This is a genomic window from Colwellia sp. Arc7-D, from assembly GCF_003061515.1.
Taxonomy (GTDB): Bacteria; Pseudomonadota; Gammaproteobacteria; order Enterobacterales; family Alteromonadaceae; genus Cognaticolwellia.
This window is the reverse complement of record NZ_CP028924.1, coordinates 3630069-3649798: the sequence shown is the minus strand read 5'-3', so window position 1 is coordinate 3649798 and position 19730 is coordinate 3630069. Positions and strand designations below refer to the sequence as shown.

General features: G+C 38.3%; 19 protein-coding genes. 12 read left to right on the top strand and 7 right to left on the bottom strand.

Translation table 11 applies throughout. The features are described 5' to 3' along the window. Positions 1 to 6: 6 nt before the first annotated feature. From DBO93_RS15730 to ribBA, 7 genes are all read left to right on the top strand, one after another. The gene (locus DBO93_RS15730; RefSeq protein WP_239059018.1) at positions 7 to 633 is read left to right on the top strand and encodes an RNA polymerase sigma factor; all 627 of its coding nucleotides are present in this window, start codon (positions 7 to 9) and stop codon (positions 631 to 633) included. Next, complete coding sequence (locus DBO93_RS15725) at positions 630 to 1322, top strand: hypothetical protein (protein WP_108457189.1); 693 nt, start codon at positions 630 to 632, stop codon at positions 1320 to 1322. The genes DBO93_RS15730 and DBO93_RS15725 overlap by 4 nt, the downstream gene beginning before the upstream one ends. A 293-nt stretch (positions 1323 to 1615) precedes the next feature. Next, positions 1616 to 2872, top strand: a complete 1257-nt coding sequence (gene glyA / locus DBO93_RS15720) for a serine hydroxymethyltransferase (RefSeq protein ID WP_108457188.1) — start codon at positions 1616 to 1618, stop codon at positions 2870 to 2872. A gap of 210 nt (positions 2873 to 3082) precedes the next feature. After that, the gene (gene nrdR, locus DBO93_RS15715; RefSeq protein WP_108457187.1) at positions 3083 to 3538 is read left to right on the top strand and encodes a transcriptional regulator NrdR; all 456 of its coding nucleotides are present in this window, start codon (positions 3083 to 3085) and stop codon (positions 3536 to 3538) included. Positions 3539 to 3589: 51 nt separating this feature from the next. Further along, a complete protein-coding gene (ribD, locus tag DBO93_RS15710; protein ID WP_239059017.1) occupies positions 3590 to 4726 on the top strand; it encodes a bifunctional diaminohydroxyphosphoribosylaminopyrimidine deaminase/5-amino-6-(5-phosphoribosylamino)uracil reductase RibD in 1137 nt (378 codons plus the stop codon). Between the two features lie 46 nt (positions 4727 to 4772). Further along, a complete protein-coding gene (locus DBO93_RS15705; RefSeq protein ID WP_108457186.1) occupies positions 4773 to 5432 on the top strand; it encodes a riboflavin synthase in 660 nt (219 codons plus the stop codon). Positions 5433 to 5442: 10 nt separating this feature from the next. Beyond that, positions 5443 to 6552, top strand: a complete 1110-nt coding sequence (gene ribBA, locus DBO93_RS15700; protein ID WP_108457883.1) for a bifunctional 3,4-dihydroxy-2-butanone-4-phosphate synthase/GTP cyclohydrolase II — start codon at positions 5443 to 5445, stop codon at positions 6550 to 6552. A 420-nt stretch (positions 6553 to 6972) separates the two neighbouring features. On the opposite strand, the gene dxs is transcribed toward ribBA, so the two are convergent. Genes dxs through xseB form a run of 3 tightly spaced genes read right to left on the bottom strand, consistent with a single transcriptional unit; the run spans position 6973 to position 10016 of the window. Continuing rightward, on the bottom strand, positions 6973 to 8856 hold the full coding sequence (dxs, locus tag DBO93_RS15695) for a 1-deoxy-D-xylulose-5-phosphate synthase (protein WP_108457185.1): 1884 nt from the start codon (positions 8854 to 8856) through the stop codon (positions 6973 to 6975). Positions 8857 to 8878: 22 nt separating this feature from the next. Continuing rightward, on the bottom strand, positions 8879 to 9769 hold the full coding sequence (gene ispA, locus DBO93_RS15690; RefSeq protein ID WP_108457184.1) for a (2E,6E)-farnesyl diphosphate synthase: 891 nt from the start codon (positions 9767 to 9769) through the stop codon (positions 8879 to 8881). After that, the gene (gene xseB, locus DBO93_RS15685) at positions 9762 to 10016 is read right to left on the bottom strand and encodes an exodeoxyribonuclease VII small subunit (protein ID WP_108457183.1); all 255 of its coding nucleotides are present in this window, start codon (positions 10014 to 10016) and stop codon (positions 9762 to 9764) included. The genes ispA and xseB overlap by 8 nt, the downstream gene beginning before the upstream one ends. 250 nt (positions 10017 to 10266) lie before the next feature. On the opposite strand from xseB, the gene pomA reads away from it, so the two are divergent. From pomA to thiI, 3 genes are all read left to right on the top strand, one after another. Then, positions 10267 to 11031, top strand: a complete 765-nt coding sequence (pomA, locus tag DBO93_RS15680; RefSeq protein ID WP_108457182.1) for a flagellar motor protein PomA — start codon at positions 10267 to 10269, stop codon at positions 11029 to 11031. A gap of 12 nt (positions 11032 to 11043) precedes the next feature. After that, positions 11044 to 11979 carry a flagellar motor protein MotB gene (locus tag DBO93_RS15675; RefSeq protein ID WP_108457181.1) on the top strand — a complete coding sequence of 312 codons (936 nt, stop codon included), beginning with the start codon at positions 11044 to 11046 and terminating at the stop codon, positions 11977 to 11979. A 230-nt stretch (positions 11980 to 12209) separates the two neighbouring features. Continuing rightward, positions 12210 to 13664 (top strand): tRNA uracil 4-sulfurtransferase ThiI, encoded by a 1455-nt coding sequence (gene thiI, locus DBO93_RS15670; protein WP_108457180.1) that lies wholly within the window; start codon positions 12210 to 12212, stop codon positions 13662 to 13664. A gap of 80 nt (positions 13665 to 13744) precedes the next feature. On the opposite strand, the gene DBO93_RS15665 is transcribed toward thiI, so the two are convergent. Together DBO93_RS15665 and DBO93_RS15660 are read right to left on the bottom strand one after the other, a co-directional pair. After that, entirely contained in the window at positions 13745 to 14647 is a 903-nt protein-coding gene (locus tag DBO93_RS15665; protein ID WP_108457179.1) for a 2-dehydropantoate 2-reductase, read from the bottom strand. Next, on the bottom strand, positions 14647 to 15027 hold the full coding sequence (locus tag DBO93_RS15660; RefSeq protein WP_108457178.1) for a VanZ family protein: 381 nt from the start codon (positions 15025 to 15027) through the stop codon (positions 14647 to 14649). The genes DBO93_RS15665 and DBO93_RS15660 overlap by 1 nt, the downstream gene beginning before the upstream one ends. 178 nt (positions 15028 to 15205) lie before the next feature. Here DBO93_RS15660 and DBO93_RS15655 point away from each other — a divergent pair, with 178 nt between their 5' ends. Both DBO93_RS15655 and DBO93_RS15650 read left to right on the top strand, forming a co-directional pair. After that, entirely contained in the window at positions 15206 to 15688 is a 483-nt protein-coding gene (locus DBO93_RS15655) for a YajQ family cyclic di-GMP-binding protein (RefSeq protein WP_108457177.1), read from the top strand. A 273-nt stretch (positions 15689 to 15961) separates the two neighbouring features. After that, positions 15962 to 17308, top strand: coding sequence for a sodium-dependent transporter (locus DBO93_RS15650; protein ID WP_108457176.1), 1347 nt, complete (start codon positions 15962 to 15964; stop codon positions 17306 to 17308). Positions 17309 to 17400: 92 nt separating this feature from the next. On the opposite strand, the gene DBO93_RS15645 is transcribed toward DBO93_RS15650, so the two are convergent. Next, entirely contained in the window at positions 17401 to 18105 is a 705-nt protein-coding gene (locus tag DBO93_RS15645; protein ID WP_108457175.1) for a TIGR01621 family pseudouridine synthase, read from the bottom strand. Continuing rightward, a complete protein-coding gene (locus tag DBO93_RS15640; RefSeq protein ID WP_108457174.1) occupies positions 18105 to 19463 on the bottom strand; it encodes a Na+/H+ antiporter NhaC family protein in 1359 nt (452 codons plus the stop codon). Before DBO93_RS15640 ends, DBO93_RS15645 begins: the two co-directional genes overlap by 1 nt. Between the last annotated feature and the right edge of the window lie 267 nt (positions 19464 to 19730).

Genomic DNA, 19730 nt, shown 5'->3' with positions numbered 1-19730 from the left:
GCGTTCATGTTGTATAAAATGAGTAACCCAGTAAAATTAGACATCACAAAACAAGACTGTGTTCAAACGGCTAAACATAAACAGGGTTATTCATTGAGCAATCAAGAGATATTTATAAACTGGATTTCTGAACACGAGAAACTCTTGCGTCATATTATTAACGGCTTTGAAGCGACCCCAGCAATTCAAGAAGAGCTCTTTCAAGAGATAGCCTTAAATATATGGCGAGCTTTACCAAGTTTTCGCGCCGATTCAGCAGTGAAAACTTTTATCGCCCGAATTGCCCATAATGTTTTAGCAACCCATGTGGCAAAAGCGGTCAAAACAGTAAAAACAGAGCAGACTTCTAATGCTGTAGATACTGATGAATTAAGTCATGAAAGCGTGGCGCTGAATATGTCTGTTTGCCCACAACTTACCCCTTATCAATCGTTAGCTCAAAGTCAAAGGCAACAACGGCTTGCTCAAGCTATTCGATTGTTGACACTTGAGCACCAACAAGTGATCACCCTAGCGCTTGAAGGCATGAGTTATCAAGATATTGCTGACGTGCTCGCCATTACCACGACGCTTGTGGGTGTTAGATTACAAAGAGCAAAAGCTAAATTAATGCAATTGTTGGAGGCAGTATGAGCAAAGAAAGCGATAAAATTAAACTGGCTGGCGAGAATGAAAACCCAATAAATAGTCAGGCAACTTCAGCGTTGCTAAATACTGAGCAAGAAACTCAAGCGGATAGCTCAGCTGAATTATCCGATGATACCTGGGCAGAGCTTCGTCAAGACTGGCAAAGTCAGCCGTATCAAAAAGTTGATGTTCAAGCATTATTAACTCAAACAAGAAATCGCACATTTTGGGCTAAATTTTTATTAGCTATAAATATTTTAGCTACCATGACCTTTATTGTGGTGGTGATTGTTTTATGGATGAATAACTCGCAAGACAAAGCAACTATCTCCTATCTTACTTTTGCCACGATTGGTTCTGTTGTCTTTGTTTATTATGAAATAAAGATTCGTTTAAAAGCTTGGAAGCAAATCTCTGCAAGTCCAGATTTAGCAATTAAAAATGCCATAAAAGGGATTGAATCATCAATTAATTACATTAGATTAACCAAATTTTCATGCTGGTTTTTAATCCCTGCGGGCAGTTGGTATGTAATTGAAATGGCAAAACAAAACGATAAATCAATCTGGTTTGGCTTAATTATAATGAATGTATCTGTCGGCGTTATGTGGGGAATTACGCATTTATTTCACCGCAAACGTAAAATGGAATTAGATAAGTTAACCTCTTCCTTATCTGAACATGATACTGAATAAAAGCCTGTATTTTCTATTCTTGATGAATTTAATTTGAATTTAACTCTTGTATGTTGTTTAAAATTTGTTATTTTGTTATTTATTAGGCAGTATGTTGTAGATATTATTTACTGAAGTGAGTGGTAAAAGTTTTTATGGCTCACTTCAGAGTATATTTGATTGCAAAATGAACTAACAGCACGCAGTTTTTGCGTGTACAAGCACCTTAATTTCAGGCAAAATATGCCGCAATTAATTTTGAACTAACGCCCACACCCCTGTATTGCCAATGGCAAACTATTTGAGGATAAAACATGTTTACACGTGATATGAATATTGCAGACTTTGATCCAGAACTTTATCAAGCAATGAGCAAGGAAGTTGTTCGTCAAGAAGAGCACATTGAACTCATCGCTTCAGAAAACTACTGTAGTCCACGTGTACTTGAAGCTCAAGGTTCACAGCTAACCAATAAATATGCCGAAGGTTACCCTGGTAAACGTTATTATGGTGGTTGTGAGTATGTTGATATTGCAGAGCAACTTGCTATTGATCGTGCAAAAGAGCTATTTGGTGCTACTTATGCAAACGTGCAACCACATGCTGGATCTCAAGCAAACTCAGCTGTCTTTCAAGCGTTAGTTTCTCCAGGTGGTAAAGTATTAGGTATGAGCTTGGCTCATGGTGGTCACTTAACTCATGGTTCTCATGTTAACTTTTCAGGAAAGTCTTACGAAGCTATTCAATATGGTTTACACCCTGAAACTGGCGATATTGATTATGTTGAATTAGAGCGTTTAGCATTAGAGCATAAACCAGAAATGATCATTGGTGGCTTTTCAGCGTTTTCTGGTGTAGTTGACTGGGCACGTATGCGTGAAATTGCTGATAAAGTTGATGCTTACTTTTTCGTAGACATGGCGCACGTTGCCGGTTTAGTCGCTGCTGGTTTATATCCAAACCCAGTTCCACATGCTCATGTGGTAACAACGACAACACACAAAACTTTAGCAGGCCCTCGCGGTGGTTTAATTGTTTCTGGTTGTAATGATGAAGCGATTTATAAAAAACTAAACAGCGCCGTATTCCCAGGTGGTCAAGGCGGACCATTAATGCACATTATTGCTGCGAAAGCCGTGGCATTTAAAGAAGCATTAGCACCTGAGTTTAAAGTTTATCAACAAAACGTTTTAGATAACGCTAAAGCGATGGTAGCGGTTTTACAAGAACGCGGATACAAAGTTGTATCTAACGGTACTGATAACCATTTACTATTGCTTGATTTAATAGATAAAGATATCACGGGTAAAGATGCTGATGCCGCGTTAGGTCGTGCACATATCACGGTGAATAAAAACTCTGTACCAAACGATCCACGTTCACCATTTGTAACGTCAGGACTACGTTTAGGCACACCGGCTATTACGCGTCGTGGTTTTGGTGTTGAAGAAACAAAAACTACCACAGGTTGGATCTGCGATATTTTAGATGATATCAACAACGAAGATGTTATTGCTAAAGTTCAAGCTGGTGTTAGTGAACTTTGTGCTCGTTTTCCTGTTTATAAGTAATTAGCGTTAGTTTAAAAATTAGCGGTTAATTACGTTATAAAACGTAAATAAATAACTTAGAATGGCCACATTAGTGGCCATTTTTTTTGACTGATTTTTATTTGCTAGGTTATAGTGCGAATAATGCTAAGTTATTTCGCTTAATGAACTGTTTTCAATTAAAATACTGACATTAAAATGCTCATGACTTGTTAACAACGGAATTTATCAATGTATTGCCCCTTTTGTTCAGCCAACGATACTAAAGTTATTGACTCTCGATTAGTCTCAGACGGTCATCAAGTCCGTCGCCGTCGTGAATGTTTAGCCTGTCATGAAAGATATACCACTTTTGAAAGCGCTGAATTAGTGATGCCACGCATTATTAAACGTGATGGCTCTCGCGAACCTTTTAACGAAGATAAAATGCGAAATGGCTTATTACGCGCATTAGAAAAAAGACCGGTTAGCACTGAACAAATGGAGTTGTCGATTAATAAACTGAAATCGCAACTGCGAGCAACCGGTGAGCGTGAAGTGTCAAGTGAAATGCTCGGTACAATCATAATGGAGCAGCTTAAGAGTTTAGATAAAGTCGCTTATATTCGCTTTGCTTCTGTTTATCGCTCGTTTGAGGATATTAAAGAGTTTGGTGAAGAAATTGCACGCTTAGGTGACGACGACTAACCAGCGATATTGAAATAAAACACATTAAAATGATTTAACCTTGAGTCAAAAATGAAAACTTTTTCGTTACAAGATCATCAATTTATGCAACGCGCTATCCATTTGGCAAAGCGTGGGCACTATACAACATCGCCTAACCCGCGTGTTGGCTGTGTTATTGTGCTTAATGGCGAAGTGATTGGCGAAGGGTTTCATCAAAAAGCAGGGCAAGGGCACGCGGAAGTTCATGCCTTAAAACAAGCAGGTGCGAAAGCTAAAGGTGCTACAGCATATGTTACGTTAGAGCCTTGTAGCCATTTTGGGTTAACACCGCCTTGCGCAGAAGCATTAATTAAGGCGCAAGTGGGCCATGTTATTGCTGCTATGGTTGATCCTGACCCTAGAGTATCAGGTCGTGGTCTTGAACGGCTGAAAAGCGCAGGTATCACCACAAAATTTGGTTTATTAGAGCAAGATGCTAGGGCATTAAACCTAGGCTTTATTACATTGATGACGACTAAGCTCCCCTATGTTCGCTGTAAATTAGCAGCAAGCTTAGATGGAAAAACGGCAATGGCCAGTGGTGAAAGTAAGTGGATAACTTCACCTGAGGCTCGCGAAGACGTGCAACGATTAAGAGCCCAAAGTTGTGGCATTATTTGTGGTGCAGACTCTGTTATTTGTGATGATGCCCAAATGACAGTGCGTTGGAATTCTCTAGGTGAATTAAAAGACAGTTATGCAGAGGCAGACGTTAGACAGCCGGTTCGAATTATTATTGATGGTAAGAATCGTCTAACACCCGATCTCGCTATGTTCAAAACCAGCGGTAAAATATTATTAATTAGATCTTCTATTGAAAATAGCCAAACATGGCCGCATTTTGTAGAACAAGTCGCCATTTCTCAGGCTAAAGATAGCGAGTATATCGATCTCAAACAGTTATTATCTTATCTGGCTCAACAAGGTTTGAATGACGTCTTAATTGAGTCTGGTGCCAAGTTAGCAGGCGCGTTTATGAGTAAAGACTTAGTTAATGAACTGATACTTTATCAAGCGCCAAAACTTATTGGCAGTGACGGTAAAAGTTTAGTTAACATGCCTGCTTTATTGCAGTTATCAGATGCTAAAAACCTCAATATTAACGATGTTACTCTGGTAGGTAAAGATATCAGAATAACGGCACAGTTTACTGATAAATCAGTATGAAATTTAAATGTAAATCATCAGTTATAAAGACAACGAGATATAATATATGTTTACAGGGATCATAGAAGCCGTAGGGCAATTAAGCGCTATTAATAGTTCAGCTGGTGGCGCACGAGTTAGCATTAATACGGCGGCATTAGATTTATCAGATGTAAAGTTGGGTGATTCTATCGCCACTAATGGTATTTGCTTAACTGTGGTCGCTTTAGATAACACTAGCTTTAGTGCCGATGTTTCTAGTGAGACTTTAACACGAACGGGTTTAGCGCATTATAAAATTGGTGATAGTGTTAATCTTGAAAAAGCGATGTTACCTACCACGCGATTTGGTGGCCATATGGTATCAGGCCACGTTGATGCAGTGAGTGAAATTAGTGCCATTGAACATAAAGGTAATAGCATAGACTATTGGCTAACAATGCCAGAGGAACTATCACCCTATATTGCTGAAAAAGGCTCAATAACGATCGATGGAACAAGCTTGACGGTAAACAGCTTAAGTGATGATAAATTTCGTTTAACGATTGTACCGCATACCACAGACCAAACAATTATTAGCAAATACCAAGTGGGCACTAAAGTGAATCTAGAAGTAGATTTAATTGCTCGCTACATTGAAAGATTACTTACCAAGCAAACAGCTGATGAGCCAAAAGCATCAGGTGTTACACATGCGTTATTAGCGCGTAATGGTTTTATTAAATAAAGAGGTTGTCATGAATTTACACACGCCACAAGAGATTATCGACGATATAGCTCATGGTAAAATGGTCATCTTAATGGATGATGAAGATCGCGAAAATGAAGGTGACTTCATTATGGCGGCAGAAAAAGTTACACCAGAAGCGATTAACTTTATGGCAACCCATGGTCGTGGTCTTATTTGTATGCCAATGTCAGCAGAGCGTTGCGAACTTTTAAAGCTTCCGTTAATGGTTGATAAAAATGATGCGCAGTTTACCACTAACTTTACTGTTTCTATTGAAGCTGCTGAAGGTGTAACAACCGGTATTTCTGCTGCGGATCGTGCTACAACTGTTTTAGCTGCTGTTGGCAAAAATGCTAATCACAATTCTATTGTACAGCCGGGTCATATTTTTCCTCTTATTGCTAAAGATGGCGGTGTTTTAAATCGTGCTGGTCATACGGAAGCTAGTGTAGATTTAGCTCGTTTAGCGGGTCTTGAAGCCGCTGCGGTTATTGTTGAAATTTTAAATGAAGACGGCACCATGGCGCGTCGTCCTGATTTAGAAATTATTGCCGAAAAACATGGCATAAAAATGGGCACCATTGCTGACTTAATTGAATACCGTAATGCCAACGAAACAACTATTGAGCGTGTTTCTCAATGTAAATTACCAACCGCCTTTGGTGATTTTGATTTAACGGTATTTAAAGACACTATTGACGGCCAAGCACATTTTGCCTTAACCAAAGGTGAAATTAAGCCTGAAGAGCCAACGTTAGTGCGTGTGCACTTAGAAAATACCTTTAGAGACTTACTCTTTAGCCAACGTGAAAGTGTTGCTAAATGGCCAATGGCTGACGCTTTAGAAAAAATTGGTAAAGAAGGTGGCGTACTGGTCTTATTAGGTAAGCACGAAACGCCGCTAGAGTTAATCGCCCAAGTACAAAAGTACGCCAAGCTTGACGCGGGTGAAACTGTGAAAGAAGTGAAACGTCATGTTGGCTCACGCAATGTAGGTGTTGGCTCACAAATTTTAGCAAATTTAGGTGTGAGTAAAATGCGCCTGTTAAGCTCGCAAACAAAATATCACTCACTTTCAGGCTTTGGTCTAGAAGTAGTAGAATACATTGCTGATTAACGGTTTTTTACCATGAAATACGTTCAGTATTTCATGGCTTAATAGACCTACATGGCTGAAAATATTTAAAGCGGTTTGATAATATTCAAATCGCTTTTTTTGTGTCTAGCTTCTTCCAATTGTCTTTAAATCTTATACTATTTAAGCACTAATATTCTTAGACACAATGTTTATTATATCGATGTTTTCAGTTGATTAAGTGATGGTGCTAAATGAGCCAGTGGGATGGTCATCTTAATGTTTTTTTTCAGATGACTATTGTGAATAGAATTGTGAAAAGTAGTGTGAATGAAGCAATGTAGTATTGAGGTAAATAGCGACTTGAGTATTCTTGAGTATTCGACATCAACACTGTATTTTATAGAAAAAACACAGCCATATTCAATGGAAAGTGGCTGTGTTTTAGCAAGTGTATGCTACTTATAAATTAATAAACTTACTTATTTTATCAATTATGCCAGTGGCATCTAAACCCAATTCCTGATGGATTTCTGCTTGTGTACCGTGTTTAATAAAGTTGTCTGGTAAACCAATGTTGAGAATTTTTTTCGCCATACCTTGACTAAGAATATACTCATTAACCCCTGAGCCTGCACCGCCTGCTATAGCGTTATCTTCTATGGTTACAATGTAGTCATGGCTTTCACATAGTGATTGAATTAGCGTTTGATCTAACGGCTTAACAAAGCGCATATCCACCAAGGTGGTATTAAGTGTTTCAGCTGTAATGGTTGCCTCTGCTAACGTTGTACCAAAATTAAGTATCGCGATTTTTTCGTTAACGCTGTTGTTTTCTAATGAACGAATAACATTAGCTTTACCCAACTCAATGGTTTCATCAATGCTAGGTAGCTCTGCTCCATTACCACTGCCACGAGGGTAACGTACGGCTGCAGGCGCGTTTAACTTATAGCCTGTATTTAGCATGAGTTGGCATTCACGTTCATCAGATGGCGTCATGATGGTGATGTTAGGAATACAGCGCATAAAACTTAGGTCGAAAGCACCTTGGTGAGTCGCGCCATCAGCACCGACAATACCCGCTCTATCAATAGCAAATAACACCGGTAAATTTTGAATGGCGACGTCATGAATAAATTGATCATAACCACGCTGTAAAAAGCTTGAATAAATAGCGACAACAGGTTTTTGTCCACCAATAGCTAAGCCGGCTGCAAAAGTAACTGCATGTTGCTCAGCAATCGCAACATCATAGTATTGTTTAGGAAAACGTTGGCTAAATTGCACCATGCCTGAGCCTTCTCGCATGGCTGGCGTAATAGCGGCAAGTTTTGAGTCTTGCTCTGCGACCTTACATAACCAATCACCAAAAATTGCTGAATAGGTGGGTAAACTTGGCGCACTCTTAGGTAAGCTAGTTTCAGTGTGATCAAATTTTGGTACCGCGTGGTACTTAATAGGGTCTTGCTCGGCTTGTTGGTAACCTTTACCTTTTGTGGTGGCAATATGAAGTAATTGCGGGCCTTTAAGGTTACGCATATTGGTGATGGTATCGACTAAACCATTAACGTCATGACCATCAATTGGGCCAATATAGTTAAAACCAAGTTCTTCAAAGAAAGTGCTTGGCACAACCATGCCTTTTAAATGTTCTTCAGCTCGGCTCGCTAATTCTTTGATCGGTGGAATATTGTTAAGTATGCGCTTACTACCTTCGCGGATCCCAGTATAAATACTTCCGGAAAGCATTTTTGCTAAATGATTATTTAACGCTCCAACATTTTCTGAAATCGACATTTCGTTATCGTTTAAAATAACTAGCATATCTTTGTTGATGTCGCCGGCATGGTTTAAGGCTTCAAATGCCATACCTGCTGTCATAGCACCATCACCAATAACGGCAACGACTTTACGGTTTTTAGCTTCTTGTTCAGCTGCAACAGCTAAACCTAATGCGGCCGATATTGACGTGCTTGAGTGACCTACGCTAAGTACGTCGTACTCACTTTCTTCACGCCAAGGAAAAGGGTGCAAACCATCTTTTTGTCGAATGGTATGTAATTGGTCACGACGGCCAGTTAATATTTTATGAGGATATGCTTGATGGCCAACATCCCAAAGTAAATGATCAAAGGGGGTGTTGTACACATAATGTAAAGCGACCGTTAATTCAATTGTGCCCAAACCTGAAGCAAAATGTCCGCTACTTTTACTAACAGAATTTAAAAGATAACGCCTTAACTCTTCGCTGGTTTTTGTTAATTGATTTTTATTTAATTTGCGCAAATCATCTGGACAATCAATGTTGGCCAGTAAAGGATATTCAGCTAGGTTTATAGTCATATTATTCTATTAAATTTAAAAATTAATTTTTGCGGCTAACAATGAAAGTCGCAAAGTCGGACAAGCTTTGTGTATTGTAGGGCAAAGTGTCTAAAGCTTGAAGTGCTTGTTGATATAAGTTTTCTGCTTTTTCTTGTGCACCATGTAAACCCAGTAATGCAGGGTAGGTACTTTTATTGGCAGCAAGATCAGAGCCGGCTGGTTTACCCAGCTCTTCTTCCGTTGATGTAATATCGATTATATCATCACGTACTTGGTATGCTAAGCCAACAAGCTTAGCATAATGTGCTAGCTGTGCTTTATCTTGTGCTGTGGCATTATTACTGCATTCTGCCGCCATTTTTACTGAAGCTTCAAGTAAAGCACCTGTTTTTAATGAATGCAAATTTTCTAATTCTGCTAATGAAATGGCTTTATCTGTTGCGGCTAAGTCTAATGCTTGGCCTCCGCACATGCCTTGATAACCTGAAGCGGCTACCAAGTAACGCAATAAGTTTATGCGTTTTTTATTCACAATTTCAGAAAAATCATGATTGGCGATAATATCAAAAGCTAATGTTTGCAAACTATCTCCAGCGAGAATAGCGGTAGCTTCATCAAAGGCTTTATGACAAGTTAATTGCCCACGGCGCAAATCATCGTCATCCATCGCGGGTAAGTCGTCATGTAAGAGTGAATAAGCATGAATACATTCTATTGCCGCGGCAACACCATCAATATCACTTTGTTCTGCATCTAAAGTCGCACCTGTGATATATGCTAAATAAGGCCTCATACGCTTGCCACCAATAAGCAAGCCGTAACGCATAGCGTCTAAAAGCTTCTCATCGTTAATGACTAAACTGTCGAGCTTTTTAGTTAGATAATCATTAATGCGTGTTTGCACATCGTCAATAAAGGCAAGTTTAGTCAATGCTATCAGTCTCGTTAGTATTAAATTTTTCTAATGTTGCTTGGCCGTTTTTTTCGAGTAAAATATTAATTTGCTGTTCAGCACCTTTGAGCTTTTCTTGATTGTGTTGGCTCAAATGCAAACCACGCTCAAATAAGGCCATAGAATCTTCAAGATTCAGATCGCCTTGTTCTAAATTTTGCACAATTACTTCTAATTCAACCAATGATTCTTCGAAGCTTAAGTTTTCTATTTTTTTTCTGACCATGGACTTTTGTTAGCGTGATATGAACTCTAGGCGCAAACTTACCTTAGCTGGGGCGCTGGGTCAATTAATGATGAATTTAAGACAATATTGCTAATATTCATATTATCTTCTTAAGTTATTGACAATATGGGCGATAATAGAGCTATAACTAACACTATAAGTATTCGCGTAAGACCTATTCATCAGGTATTATCGAACAAGTAATACCAATTGGTATCAGTATATCTAAGAAAATTTATCGGAGGCATTTGTGGATTTAGCAACGTTAATAGGCATAGTCGGTGCAATAGGGTTACTGGTTATGGCGATGTTACTAGCTGGTGACATTGGCATGTTTATAGATGCTCAGTCAGTGATCATTGTATTTGGTGGCTCAATATTTGTTGTGTTGTCCAATTATAATCTAGGCCAATTTTTCGGTATTGGAAAAATCATCGGCAAATCCTTTATGTTTAAGCTAGAAAAACCTGAAGAGCTAATTGAAAAGTCAGTTGAAATGGCTGATGCAGCTCGCAAAGGTGGTTTTTTGGCATTAGAAGAAGCTGAAATATCTAACGCGTTTATGCAAAAAGGGGTCGACATGCTAGTTGATGGTCATGATGCTGATGTGGTGCGTGCTACGATGCAAAAAGATATCGACTTAACGACTGAACGTCATGAAACAGGCTCCAACATGATGATGGCATTAGCCGATGTTGCCCCTGCGATGGGGATGATAGGTACATTGATTGGTCTGGTTGCCATGTTATCTAATATGGATGACCCTAAAGCGATTGGGCCTGCGATGGCTGTTGCTCTTTTAACAACGCTATATGGAGCCTTCTTAGCTAACGTTATCGCCATACCCATTGCCGCTAAATTAAAGCTACGTTTAGCGGAAGAAAAAATGAACCAAGAATTAGTACTTGATGCTGTTTTAGGTATTCAGGATGGTCAAAACCCACGCGTTATAGAAGGTTTGCTGAAAAATTACCTTGCTGAAGGTAAGCGTGCTGTTGATACCACAGAAGAATAGCAGGAGTTAATTATGGCCGATAAATGTAAATGTCCACCTCCGGGACTACCAGCATGGATGGGTACATTCGCTGACTTAATGTCGTTGCTGATGTGCTTTTTCGTGTTGCTTTTATCTTTTTCTGAAATGGACGTTTTAAAGTTTAAGCAAATTGCTGGCTCGATGAAATTCGCATTTGGTGTGCAAAATAAAATTGAAGTGAAAGATATTCCTAAAGGCACCAGTATTATCGCCCAAGAATTTAGACCAGGTAAGCCTGAACCAACACCCATTGAAGTGATTCAACAGCAAACTATGGAAATGACCCAACAAATGTTGGAGTTTCAAGCGGGTGATGAAACAGAAGCTGGTGGTCGACAAGAGCAACGTGGCGCTGAACGTGGCGGACAATCACAAAGTACGGCAGACGCAATGTCGTTAGAAGCTATTCAACAGGCGAAAGATGAGTTAGAGCAAGCATCACAAGAAGAAGTGAATGAGCTTGTGAAAAAAATAGCCGAACAATTAGAAAAACAAATACAAGATGGTGCTATTGAGCTCGAGTCTTTAGGCCAGCAAGTGATTATTCGCATACGAGAAAACGGTTCATTCCCTTCAGGATCTGCATTTTTGCAGCCACAGTTTAAACCGATTATGCGAGAAATTGGTTTGTTATTAAATACGGTACCTGGTGAGATAATGATCTCTGGCAATACAGATAACCAAGGCATAAGTTCTGAATTATTTACTTCTAATTGGGATTTATCAAGCAAGCGCGCGGTAGCTATTGCTCATGAAATCATTAAAGTACCGGGCTTTGACCAATCACGCTTATTGGTTGTTGGTCATGCGGATACTCGCCCCTTAGTGCCAAATACCAACCGGTTAAATAGACGACTTAATCGTCGGGTAGAAATTGCCATTAACCAAGGCAAGGCAAAAGAGACTGATCCCATATCAATTAAATAATGAGTTAGGTTAGTTCTGCTAAGTTATTAAATTTAACAAGGAGTACAAATGATGTACTCCTTTTTTATGTCTGAATTTACCTGTAAGTCTCTATAAAAACTATGGTAGATAATTGCTCCTTCACTATTATTTAGTCTGAAGTTGTCATGCTTTGTTAGTACTGAAATTTTGCAAATTATAGTCGAACGAGTATATAATGCGCGCCATTCTATGTGTGGGTGTTATTGTTAATGAAATTTATTGTTAAATTACAGGCTGAAATTACCATCAAAAGCCGTCCGGTGCGAAAGCGTTTTACTAAGATTTTAGAGTCGAGTGTAAAAAACGTTTTACGTCGTGTTGATGAGCAAGTTACAACGCGAATGAACTGGGATAACATTGAAGTTAACACCGCTAATAATAGTCCAGAAAATCGATTAAAATTAATCGATACCCTAAAATCGATCCCTGGCATTCCAATGTTTCTTGAAGTTCAGCAGACAGACTTTACTGATTTGCATGATATTTATGAAAAAACTGCAGCTGTACATGCTCAAAACATTGAAAATAAAACCTTTTGTGTTCGTGTAAAACGCACCGGTAAGCACGAGTTTAACTCTATAAAAGTTGAGCAATATGTTGGTGGTGGTTTAAATCAACAGGTTGAATCGGCACGGGTAAAATTGTCGAAACCTGACTTTACTGTGCACCTTGAAATTAAAAATGAAAATCTATTTATTGTTACCGAACGCCACAAAGGTATGGGCGGCTTTCCAATTGCTACGCAAGAAGATGTATTGTCACTTATGTCGGGTGGTTTTGACTCAGGTGTTGCTAGTTATCAAATGATAAAGAAAGGCGCACGTACGCATTATTGTTTCTTTAATTTAGGTGGCGCGGCGCACGAAGTTGGTGTTAAACAGGTTAGTTACTATTTATGGAACAAATTTGGTGCATCACATCGTGTTAAATTTTTCGCCGTTGATTTTGAACCTGTTGTCGAAGAAATATTGGAAAATATTGATAATGGCTTAATGGGTGTTGTGCTTAAACGCATGATGATGCGAGCCGCCGAGAAAATAGCCAATAAAATGGGCATTCAAGCGCTTATTACGGGAGAAGCGGTAGGACAAGTATCGAGTCAAACATTAACGAACTTGAATGTAATTGATCGCGTAACCGAAACGTTAATTCTTCGACCATTAATTGCTTACGATAAACAAGATATTATTGATATTGCACGCAAAATTGGTACGGAAGATTTTGCTAAAACCATTCCTGAATATTGTGGTGTTATTTCTAAAAAGCCAACGGTCAAGGCGGTATTAGCTAAAGTTGAAGCTGAAGAAGCTAATTTTGATTTCTCAATCCTTGATAAAGTTATTGAAGAAACACGTATTTTCGACATTCGCGATATCGGCAAAGAAAGCGAAGAAGAAATTCATGCCGTTGACACCTTAGATAATATTCCCGCTAACTCAATTGTGCTTGATATTAGAAGCCCTGAAGAAGAAGATGACAACCCATTAGCGTTAGATGGTGTAGAAATAATGCACATGCCGTTTTACAAGCTGTCGACTCAATTTGGTGACTTAGATAAATCTAAAGAATATTTATTGTATTGCGACCAAGGTGTTATGAGTAAATTACAGGCACTTTATTTATTAGGTGCAGGCTTTACAAATGTGAAAGTCTATCGCCCATAACTTATAAACTAACGTAAAACGTTAGGTAAAATTAAAGCTCTTTAACATCTGTTTTAGGGCTTTTTTTATATCAAAAACAGTTATTGTTGCACTTCTAACGCTTTAATCTCACGCAGTAGCTTTTCATTTTCTGGAACTGATAAATTCATTCTGTTTGCTACTTTGACAATATAGCCATTAATATAATCAATTTCTGTTTTTCGTTTATTTAATATATCACTGCGCATTGATGAGCAGTTTTGTGCGGTACTTTGAGCCACAGTCATAATCTTTTCTCGTAACTCATTAAAGTTAAATTCTATATTTTCAAAAGCTGCAATGGCAATAATTTCAAGTATTAAAGCCGTTACTTGTGCTTGGAATTTATCATTGAGGAGTTGGCCATTGTCGATGTTTTCTAATGCCGTGATTGGGTTAATTACACAATTAATTGCTAACTTAAGCCATTGCTTTTCTTTTATATTGTCGGAATAAGTAAGTGTCGGTAAAGCGCTCATGAATGTTGAAGTTATATTGTTGCGGTCAGCATTGGAAATATTGCCATTGATAAGGCCTAAATCACTATGTCCTAAGCCGGTGTGTTGTGCATGAAAAGGCTGGTTTATTTTACAGCCATGCGTGGTTAATAAAGCTAAACACGGTTGCTCAAGTGCTGAAAAATCATTGAATGCTCCTAGGCCGTTATGACAAAAAATGATTTTTGCTTTAGTTGATATTTTATTTTTTAGGGCAAATATTGCTGCATTTACCTGATAAGACTTCACGCAAAGTAATACTACATCAGCGCTAGTAAACGCGTTATCGGTGGCGATATTTAATGAAAATTGAGCGTACTTTTGGTTAATATCTGTAAATTCATAATTCTTAGGCACAGATGTGACGCTTGAAGAACAGTGTAAGCTAACTAAGTTATTAGTTGCTTGTGATAAATGATGATACCAGAGAAGCCCAATAGCACCTTGACCAATAACGGCTATATTCATTACCGAGGCTTGCGACTAGAACGATTGCGATACATAAGAATAGACCACCTAATAATACCAAACATAGCAATACCAATTAAGTCAGAAATAAAGTCACTGACTTGAGCACTGCGAAAGCCTAAATAATATTGCCCTAATTCGGTCAGCACGCCATAAAACGCAACGGTTAACATGGTATTAAATAGCGGTAATTTCAATATGCTATGTAAGACCCAAGTTAAACAAAAAAAACTGATAATATGGCCAATTGAATCAATTTCAGTGCTACGAAAAACGACTCGTCTCAAGTCGGCAGAGCTAAAGTAAAGGCAAAAAAATAGTATGACAATAATAGCTAGAATGGATAAATGATAGCGACTTTTCATTGAGGTGTTAGTCATTGTTCTTTAGAGAGTTAAGTAATATTTATCATATCAGGGCTCAGCAATGAAAACTATCACTGTTCTAAAGTCTTAAATATATTACTCAATTAAAGTTAACTACTTAGAAATATCGCCAATGGAATTAAATCTAATTAATTGATAATATATGTCTAATTTTTTTAGATAGAGAACTGTCATGCCTTCAATGGATATTGTTTCCGAAATTAATTTGGAAGAAGTAAAAAACGCGACTGAAAATGCTAATCGTGAACTTGCAACTCGTTACGATTTTCGTGACGCCGCAGCAAGCTTTGAATGGAAAAGCCCTGCAGTGACTATGAAAGGTGATTCAGATCATCAATTAAAGCAAATGACAGACGTACTGCGCGGACAATTGGTCAAAAGAAAGGTTGATGCTAAAGCGTTAACATTAGGAAGCATTGAAAGTTCGGGCCGAAACTATAGCCAAGTGGCCACTTTCAAAGAAGGCATAGAGCAACCTGTTGCTAAAAAAGTGGTTAAGCTGATCAAAGACAGCAAGTTAAAAGTGCAAGCTTCAATCCAAGGTGAACAAGTGCGCGTTACAGGTAAAAAACGTGACGATTTACAAGCCGTGATGCAATTACTCCGAGAAACAGAATTAGAACAGTCGTTTCAGTTTAATAACTTTAAAGATTAAATGTTTAAGGTTTAAGAATAGGTCTTTACTAAAGCTGACCGCTGCATATATAGATTTTTAAAGAGGCATTAGCCTCTTTTTTGCTTTTAATGTCTTTGATAGTCATAGAGAAAAGTAAATTCACTTTCGACTGTAATTTAACCAGTACTTAAATCTTTACGGTGTAAATATGAATTAAAACACCTTTCATGGCGATTTTTCATAAGAAACGCTGTTTTTTTCTTGGCAGTTTAAGTAAATTAGCTTATTCAATAATAATAATGATGATTTTAAATGGCTGCTTCTAGAGGTGCGTTCAGTTCTCGTATAGGTTTTATCATGGCTGCTGCGGGTTCTGCCGTAGGGTTGGGTAATATATGGGGTTTTCCTACACAAACAGCAAGTAACGGTGGTGCGGCTTTTGTACTGGTTTACTTGGTGTTAGCATTTTGTTTAGCATACCCAGCCTTTATGGCTGAATTGTTAATTGGTCGATATGGCCAAGCCAATGCCGTGACTTCCTTACAAAAAATATCTCGAAATATCTTTCATAAGCGCTTTGCCTTTGTCGTTGGTTTTGGCGGTATTATTTGTGCGGCTTTAATTTTAAGCTTTTATGGCATACTCGCTGGATGGATGATGTCGTTTGCTATTGAGCCTGTTACCTCTTTAATGGGCTTTAATGAAGCATCTAATTGGCTTACGTCTCAATCTATTGGACGTAATTTACTTTTTACAGCATTATTTATGTTACTGACCATATCCATTATTCGACGCGGTGTTGAACAAGGTATTGAGAAATGGTCGAAACGTTTAATGCCAATGTTGATTGGCTTATTGGTTTTAATGATCATTTATGTCTTCACATTAGATGGTTCAAAAGAAGGCTTTGCAGCTTACTTAAACCCTGATATTTCACGTGTATTTGAACCAGACCTATTGATTAGTGCATTAGGACAAGCCTTCTTTTCATTATCGCTGGGTACCAGTGTTATGGTGATTTACGGCTCCTACATTTCTAAAAAAGAAAACTTAGTATCACTTGGTGCACAAGTCACTTTAATTGATGTCTCAATCGCTTTTTTAGCCGGCTTATTAATTATTCCTTCAATGTACGTTGCCCAAGCTCAAGGTGTTGCGATTTTCGATGCTGATGGAGGTTTAATCTCAGGTCCAAATTTAGTCTTTGATGTGCTGCCAACCTTGTTTGATGGCATGGGAGCAATAGGTTTATTTGTTGGTTTTGGCTTTTTTGTTTTAATGTCAATTGCGGCGCTAACGTCTAGTATTTCAATGTTAGAAGGGCCGGTTTCTTTTGTGGTAGAGCGTCATAATGTTGAGCGGAAAAAAGCTACCACCTTTATTGGTTTAGGTATCTTTATTTTAAGCGCTTTAATTGTCTTAAATTTTGATGCACTGTTTGGTTTGGCAATATCAATATCCACTGTCTATGGTCAACCGCTCATTGCGATGCTGTGTTGTGTATTTGTTGGTTGGATTTGGTTTAGAAATGATATTTTAACTGAGTTAAAGCAAGGTAATGATATGGTTGAGCATTCATTGTTTTGGAAAATCTGGCCTTGGTATACTAAGTTTGTTTGTCCAACGGCAATTGGTATTGTCTTTTGGCATTCATTGTAAAATTATCAACGAGTAACTTTTAGCGTTGAAAAGTAAAAGGGAGCTAATTAGCTCCCTTTCTTGTTTTATATACCGGTAATTTTTAGTGTAACTTAAAGGCTAGGCCAAGAAAGATGCCAAGGAGATGTGATTTTATTAATAGCTTCTACCGTGTTTTCATGGCTGAAAAACGTCCCCGTACTTGGCGGCAGACAATACTGAAACTGTTGATTATTTAAACTAAACTTTAAAGCAAAGGCGTGCAGGTAACCTCGATCAGACACACTATTGGTGTTGTAAAGTGGATCACCCAGTATTGGCACGCCAACGCTATTCAGTGCGACTCTTATTTGGTGGGTTTTACCCGAGTGCGGTTTGATTAAATAAAGTCGTTGTTTTGGTGCTATTGTAAAAGATAAAAATTGACTAATTGCTGGGTTATTATTTGTGCGCAGCAATTTCCACATACCGCGTCGGCTTTTCTCCATATCGCCCTTGATCAATCCTTGTTTTTTCTTCGGTTTGCCTTCGGCGATAGCAAGGTAATATTTTTCTACTTGATGTTGTTCAAACATCTGTTGAAACGCGCTCGCAGCAGCACTATTTTTGGCAACAATAATCAGCCCTGATGTCATTTTGTCTAATCGATGAACAGGATAAAGTTCTGTAAGCGAAAACTGACTGCTAAGTTGTGCTTTTATTTTTGAAAAAAAACCACTACCGATTTGTTCTTCATCATGAAAACCCATACCTTGTGGCTTATTAATAACGAGAAAGTCAGTTTGGTGATCAACAATCGTTATGGGTTTATCTGTCATTAAAAGCTGAGTCCGATGAGTATATAAATTATTAGCGTTAAAACACCGCCAAACAATGCGTAAGGCAGTTGCGTTTTTACATGTTCAAAATGATCACAACCACTGGCAATAGACGCAACAACGGTAGTGTCTGAAATCGGTGAAGCATGGTCGCCAAATATACCACCGCCGAGTACAGCGGCAACTAAAAACTCAATTGGCAAGCCACTTTGTTGAGCAATAGGCACGGCAATAGGAATAAGTATGGCAAACGTACCCCATGATGTGCCTGTAGCAAATGCCATAATCGCCGCAGCTACAAATAAAATGGGCGCCATTAAATATAAGGGTACTTCAACATTGATTAATTGGCTGACATAAACGCCAGTGCCTAAGGCTTTAATAGCATCACCAAATGCAAAAGATAATACTAAAATTGCAACCGCAGGTGACATGTATTTAATGCCAGTAAGTATAGTTTTAAAGATGACTGCAAGTGACATAAGCTTACGGTGCATAATTAATATCACTAAAAAGACTAGGGCTGTGACCACGGACCAAAATACTGAAAAAGAACCTGAGCCTCGGCGAATATCACCATCACCCGTAAACCACAGTAAAATAAAAGTACCTATCAAGAGTGTTAGCATAGGAAGCCACATAATATAGGCTGGAGCAATATGGTCTACAGTTGTTTTTTGTTTATCTTCTATCACGGATTCAGCGTATTTTAATGGTCCAAAAACTTTGCCACTAAACGCGGTGTAATAGGCAAGTGCTACCGCAATGATCGCGTAAAAATTATAGCCTATTGTGCCAATTAAAATCCCCACAGGGTCATCAAATGAATATCCATCCAACAAACCTAAAACATATGCACCCCAACCATTAACTAAAAATAAAATACTAATTGGCGCACAAGTTGAATCTACTAAGTAAGCAAGCCTAGCTCGGCTAATTCCATGATGATCAAATAATTTTTGACTCGCCATGCCAGCGGTAAACATACTTAAGTTTGTATCGGTGAAAATTGATGTACCAATCACGGTTGGTAATATACTGGCTTGTCGGCTATTTTTAACTAAATTTAACGAAGCAAGGTGATTGATAAAACCATTCACCGCGCCTGATTGGTTCATTAAGGTGACTAATGCGCCAATTAATAAGCTGAAACTGACAATGTAAACGTTACCTAAAGAGGAAAAAACACCACCAATACCAAAAACTGTAGCCGTTAAACCTTCGATAGGGTTGCCATTTACGGTCATTAAATAACAAAGTGCTACACCAGATAGCAGGGCGAAAAGAGCGTTTTTTCGCCATATTGCAATAACAATAGCGACAAGTGGTGGGAGTAAGCTAAAAACGCTGTCTTGCATAGTAAACCTTTATTATTATTTTATGTCGGAGAAGTTTAATCGTTTGGCTATAACTTAAAAGCCCCTAACTTTACCGTAAGCTCAGGCAATAATAAACTTAATGCTTGGCTAACCGAGCGATAAAAAAGCTAAAAAAGAAATATAGATCGATAAAGTCGGGTCAATATCTGAGTCGATAAAGATAAAAGTGGTATTATATCGTATATTTGTCAATGTAATGTGCTGAGTTCAGCGATAGTTATCAACTTTTAACTTCTCGCTTACTTA

Bases quoted from the DNA above. Each gene is read 5' to 3' on its own strand.
- DBO93_RS15645 (WP_108457175.1), bottom strand. From the start codon at position 18,105: ATGACAGATAAACCCATAACGATTGTTGATCACCAAACTGACTTTCTC.
- ribBA (WP_108457883.1), top strand. From the start codon at position 5,443: ATGAATTTACACACGCCACAAGAGATTATCGACGATATAGCTCATGGT.
- glyA (WP_108457188.1), top strand. From the start codon at position 1,616: ATGTTTACACGTGATATGAATATTGCAGACTTTGATCCAGAACTTTAT.
- nrdR (WP_108457187.1), top strand. From the start codon at position 3,083: ATGTATTGCCCCTTTTGTTCAGCCAACGATACTAAAGTTATTGACTCT.
- DBO93_RS15705 (WP_108457186.1), top strand. From the start codon at position 4,773: ATGTTTACAGGGATCATAGAAGCCGTAGGGCAATTAAGCGCTATTAAT.
- ribD (WP_239059017.1), top strand. From the start codon at position 3,590: ATGAAAACTTTTTCGTTACAAGATCATCAATTTATGCAACGCGCTATC.
- DBO93_RS15650 (WP_108457176.1), top strand. From the start codon at position 15,962: ATGGCTGCTTCTAGAGGTGCGTTCAGTTCTCGTATAGGTTTTATCATG.
- DBO93_RS15725 (WP_108457189.1), top strand. From the start codon at position 630: ATGAGCAAAGAAAGCGATAAAATTAAACTGGCTGGCGAGAATGAAAAC.
- thiI (WP_108457180.1), top strand. From the start codon at position 12,210: ATGAAATTTATTGTTAAATTACAGGCTGAAATTACCATCAAAAGCCGT.
- DBO93_RS15730 (WP_239059018.1), top strand. From the start codon at position 7: ATGTTGTATAAAATGAGTAACCCAGTAAAATTAGACATCACAAAACAA.
- DBO93_RS15675 (WP_108457181.1), top strand. From the start codon at position 11,044: ATGGCCGATAAATGTAAATGTCCACCTCCGGGACTACCAGCATGGATG.
- DBO93_RS15655 (WP_108457177.1), top strand. From the start codon at position 15,206: ATGCCTTCAATGGATATTGTTTCCGAAATTAATTTGGAAGAAGTAAAA.
- DBO93_RS15660 (WP_108457178.1), bottom strand. From the start codon at position 15,027: ATGACTAACACCTCAATGAAAAGTCGCTATCATTTATCCATTCTAGCT.
- xseB (WP_108457183.1), bottom strand. From the start codon at position 10,016: ATGGTCAGAAAAAAAATAGAAAACTTAAGCTTCGAAGAATCATTGGTT.
- dxs (WP_108457185.1), bottom strand. From the start codon at position 8,856: ATGACTATAAACCTAGCTGAATATCCTTTACTGGCCAACATTGATTGT.
- DBO93_RS15665 (WP_108457179.1), bottom strand. From the start codon at position 14,647: ATGAATATAGCCGTTATTGGTCAAGGTGCTATTGGGCTTCTCTGGTAT.
- DBO93_RS15640 (WP_108457174.1), bottom strand. From the start codon at position 19,463: ATGCAAGACAGCGTTTTTAGCTTACTCCCACCACTTGTCGCTATTGTT.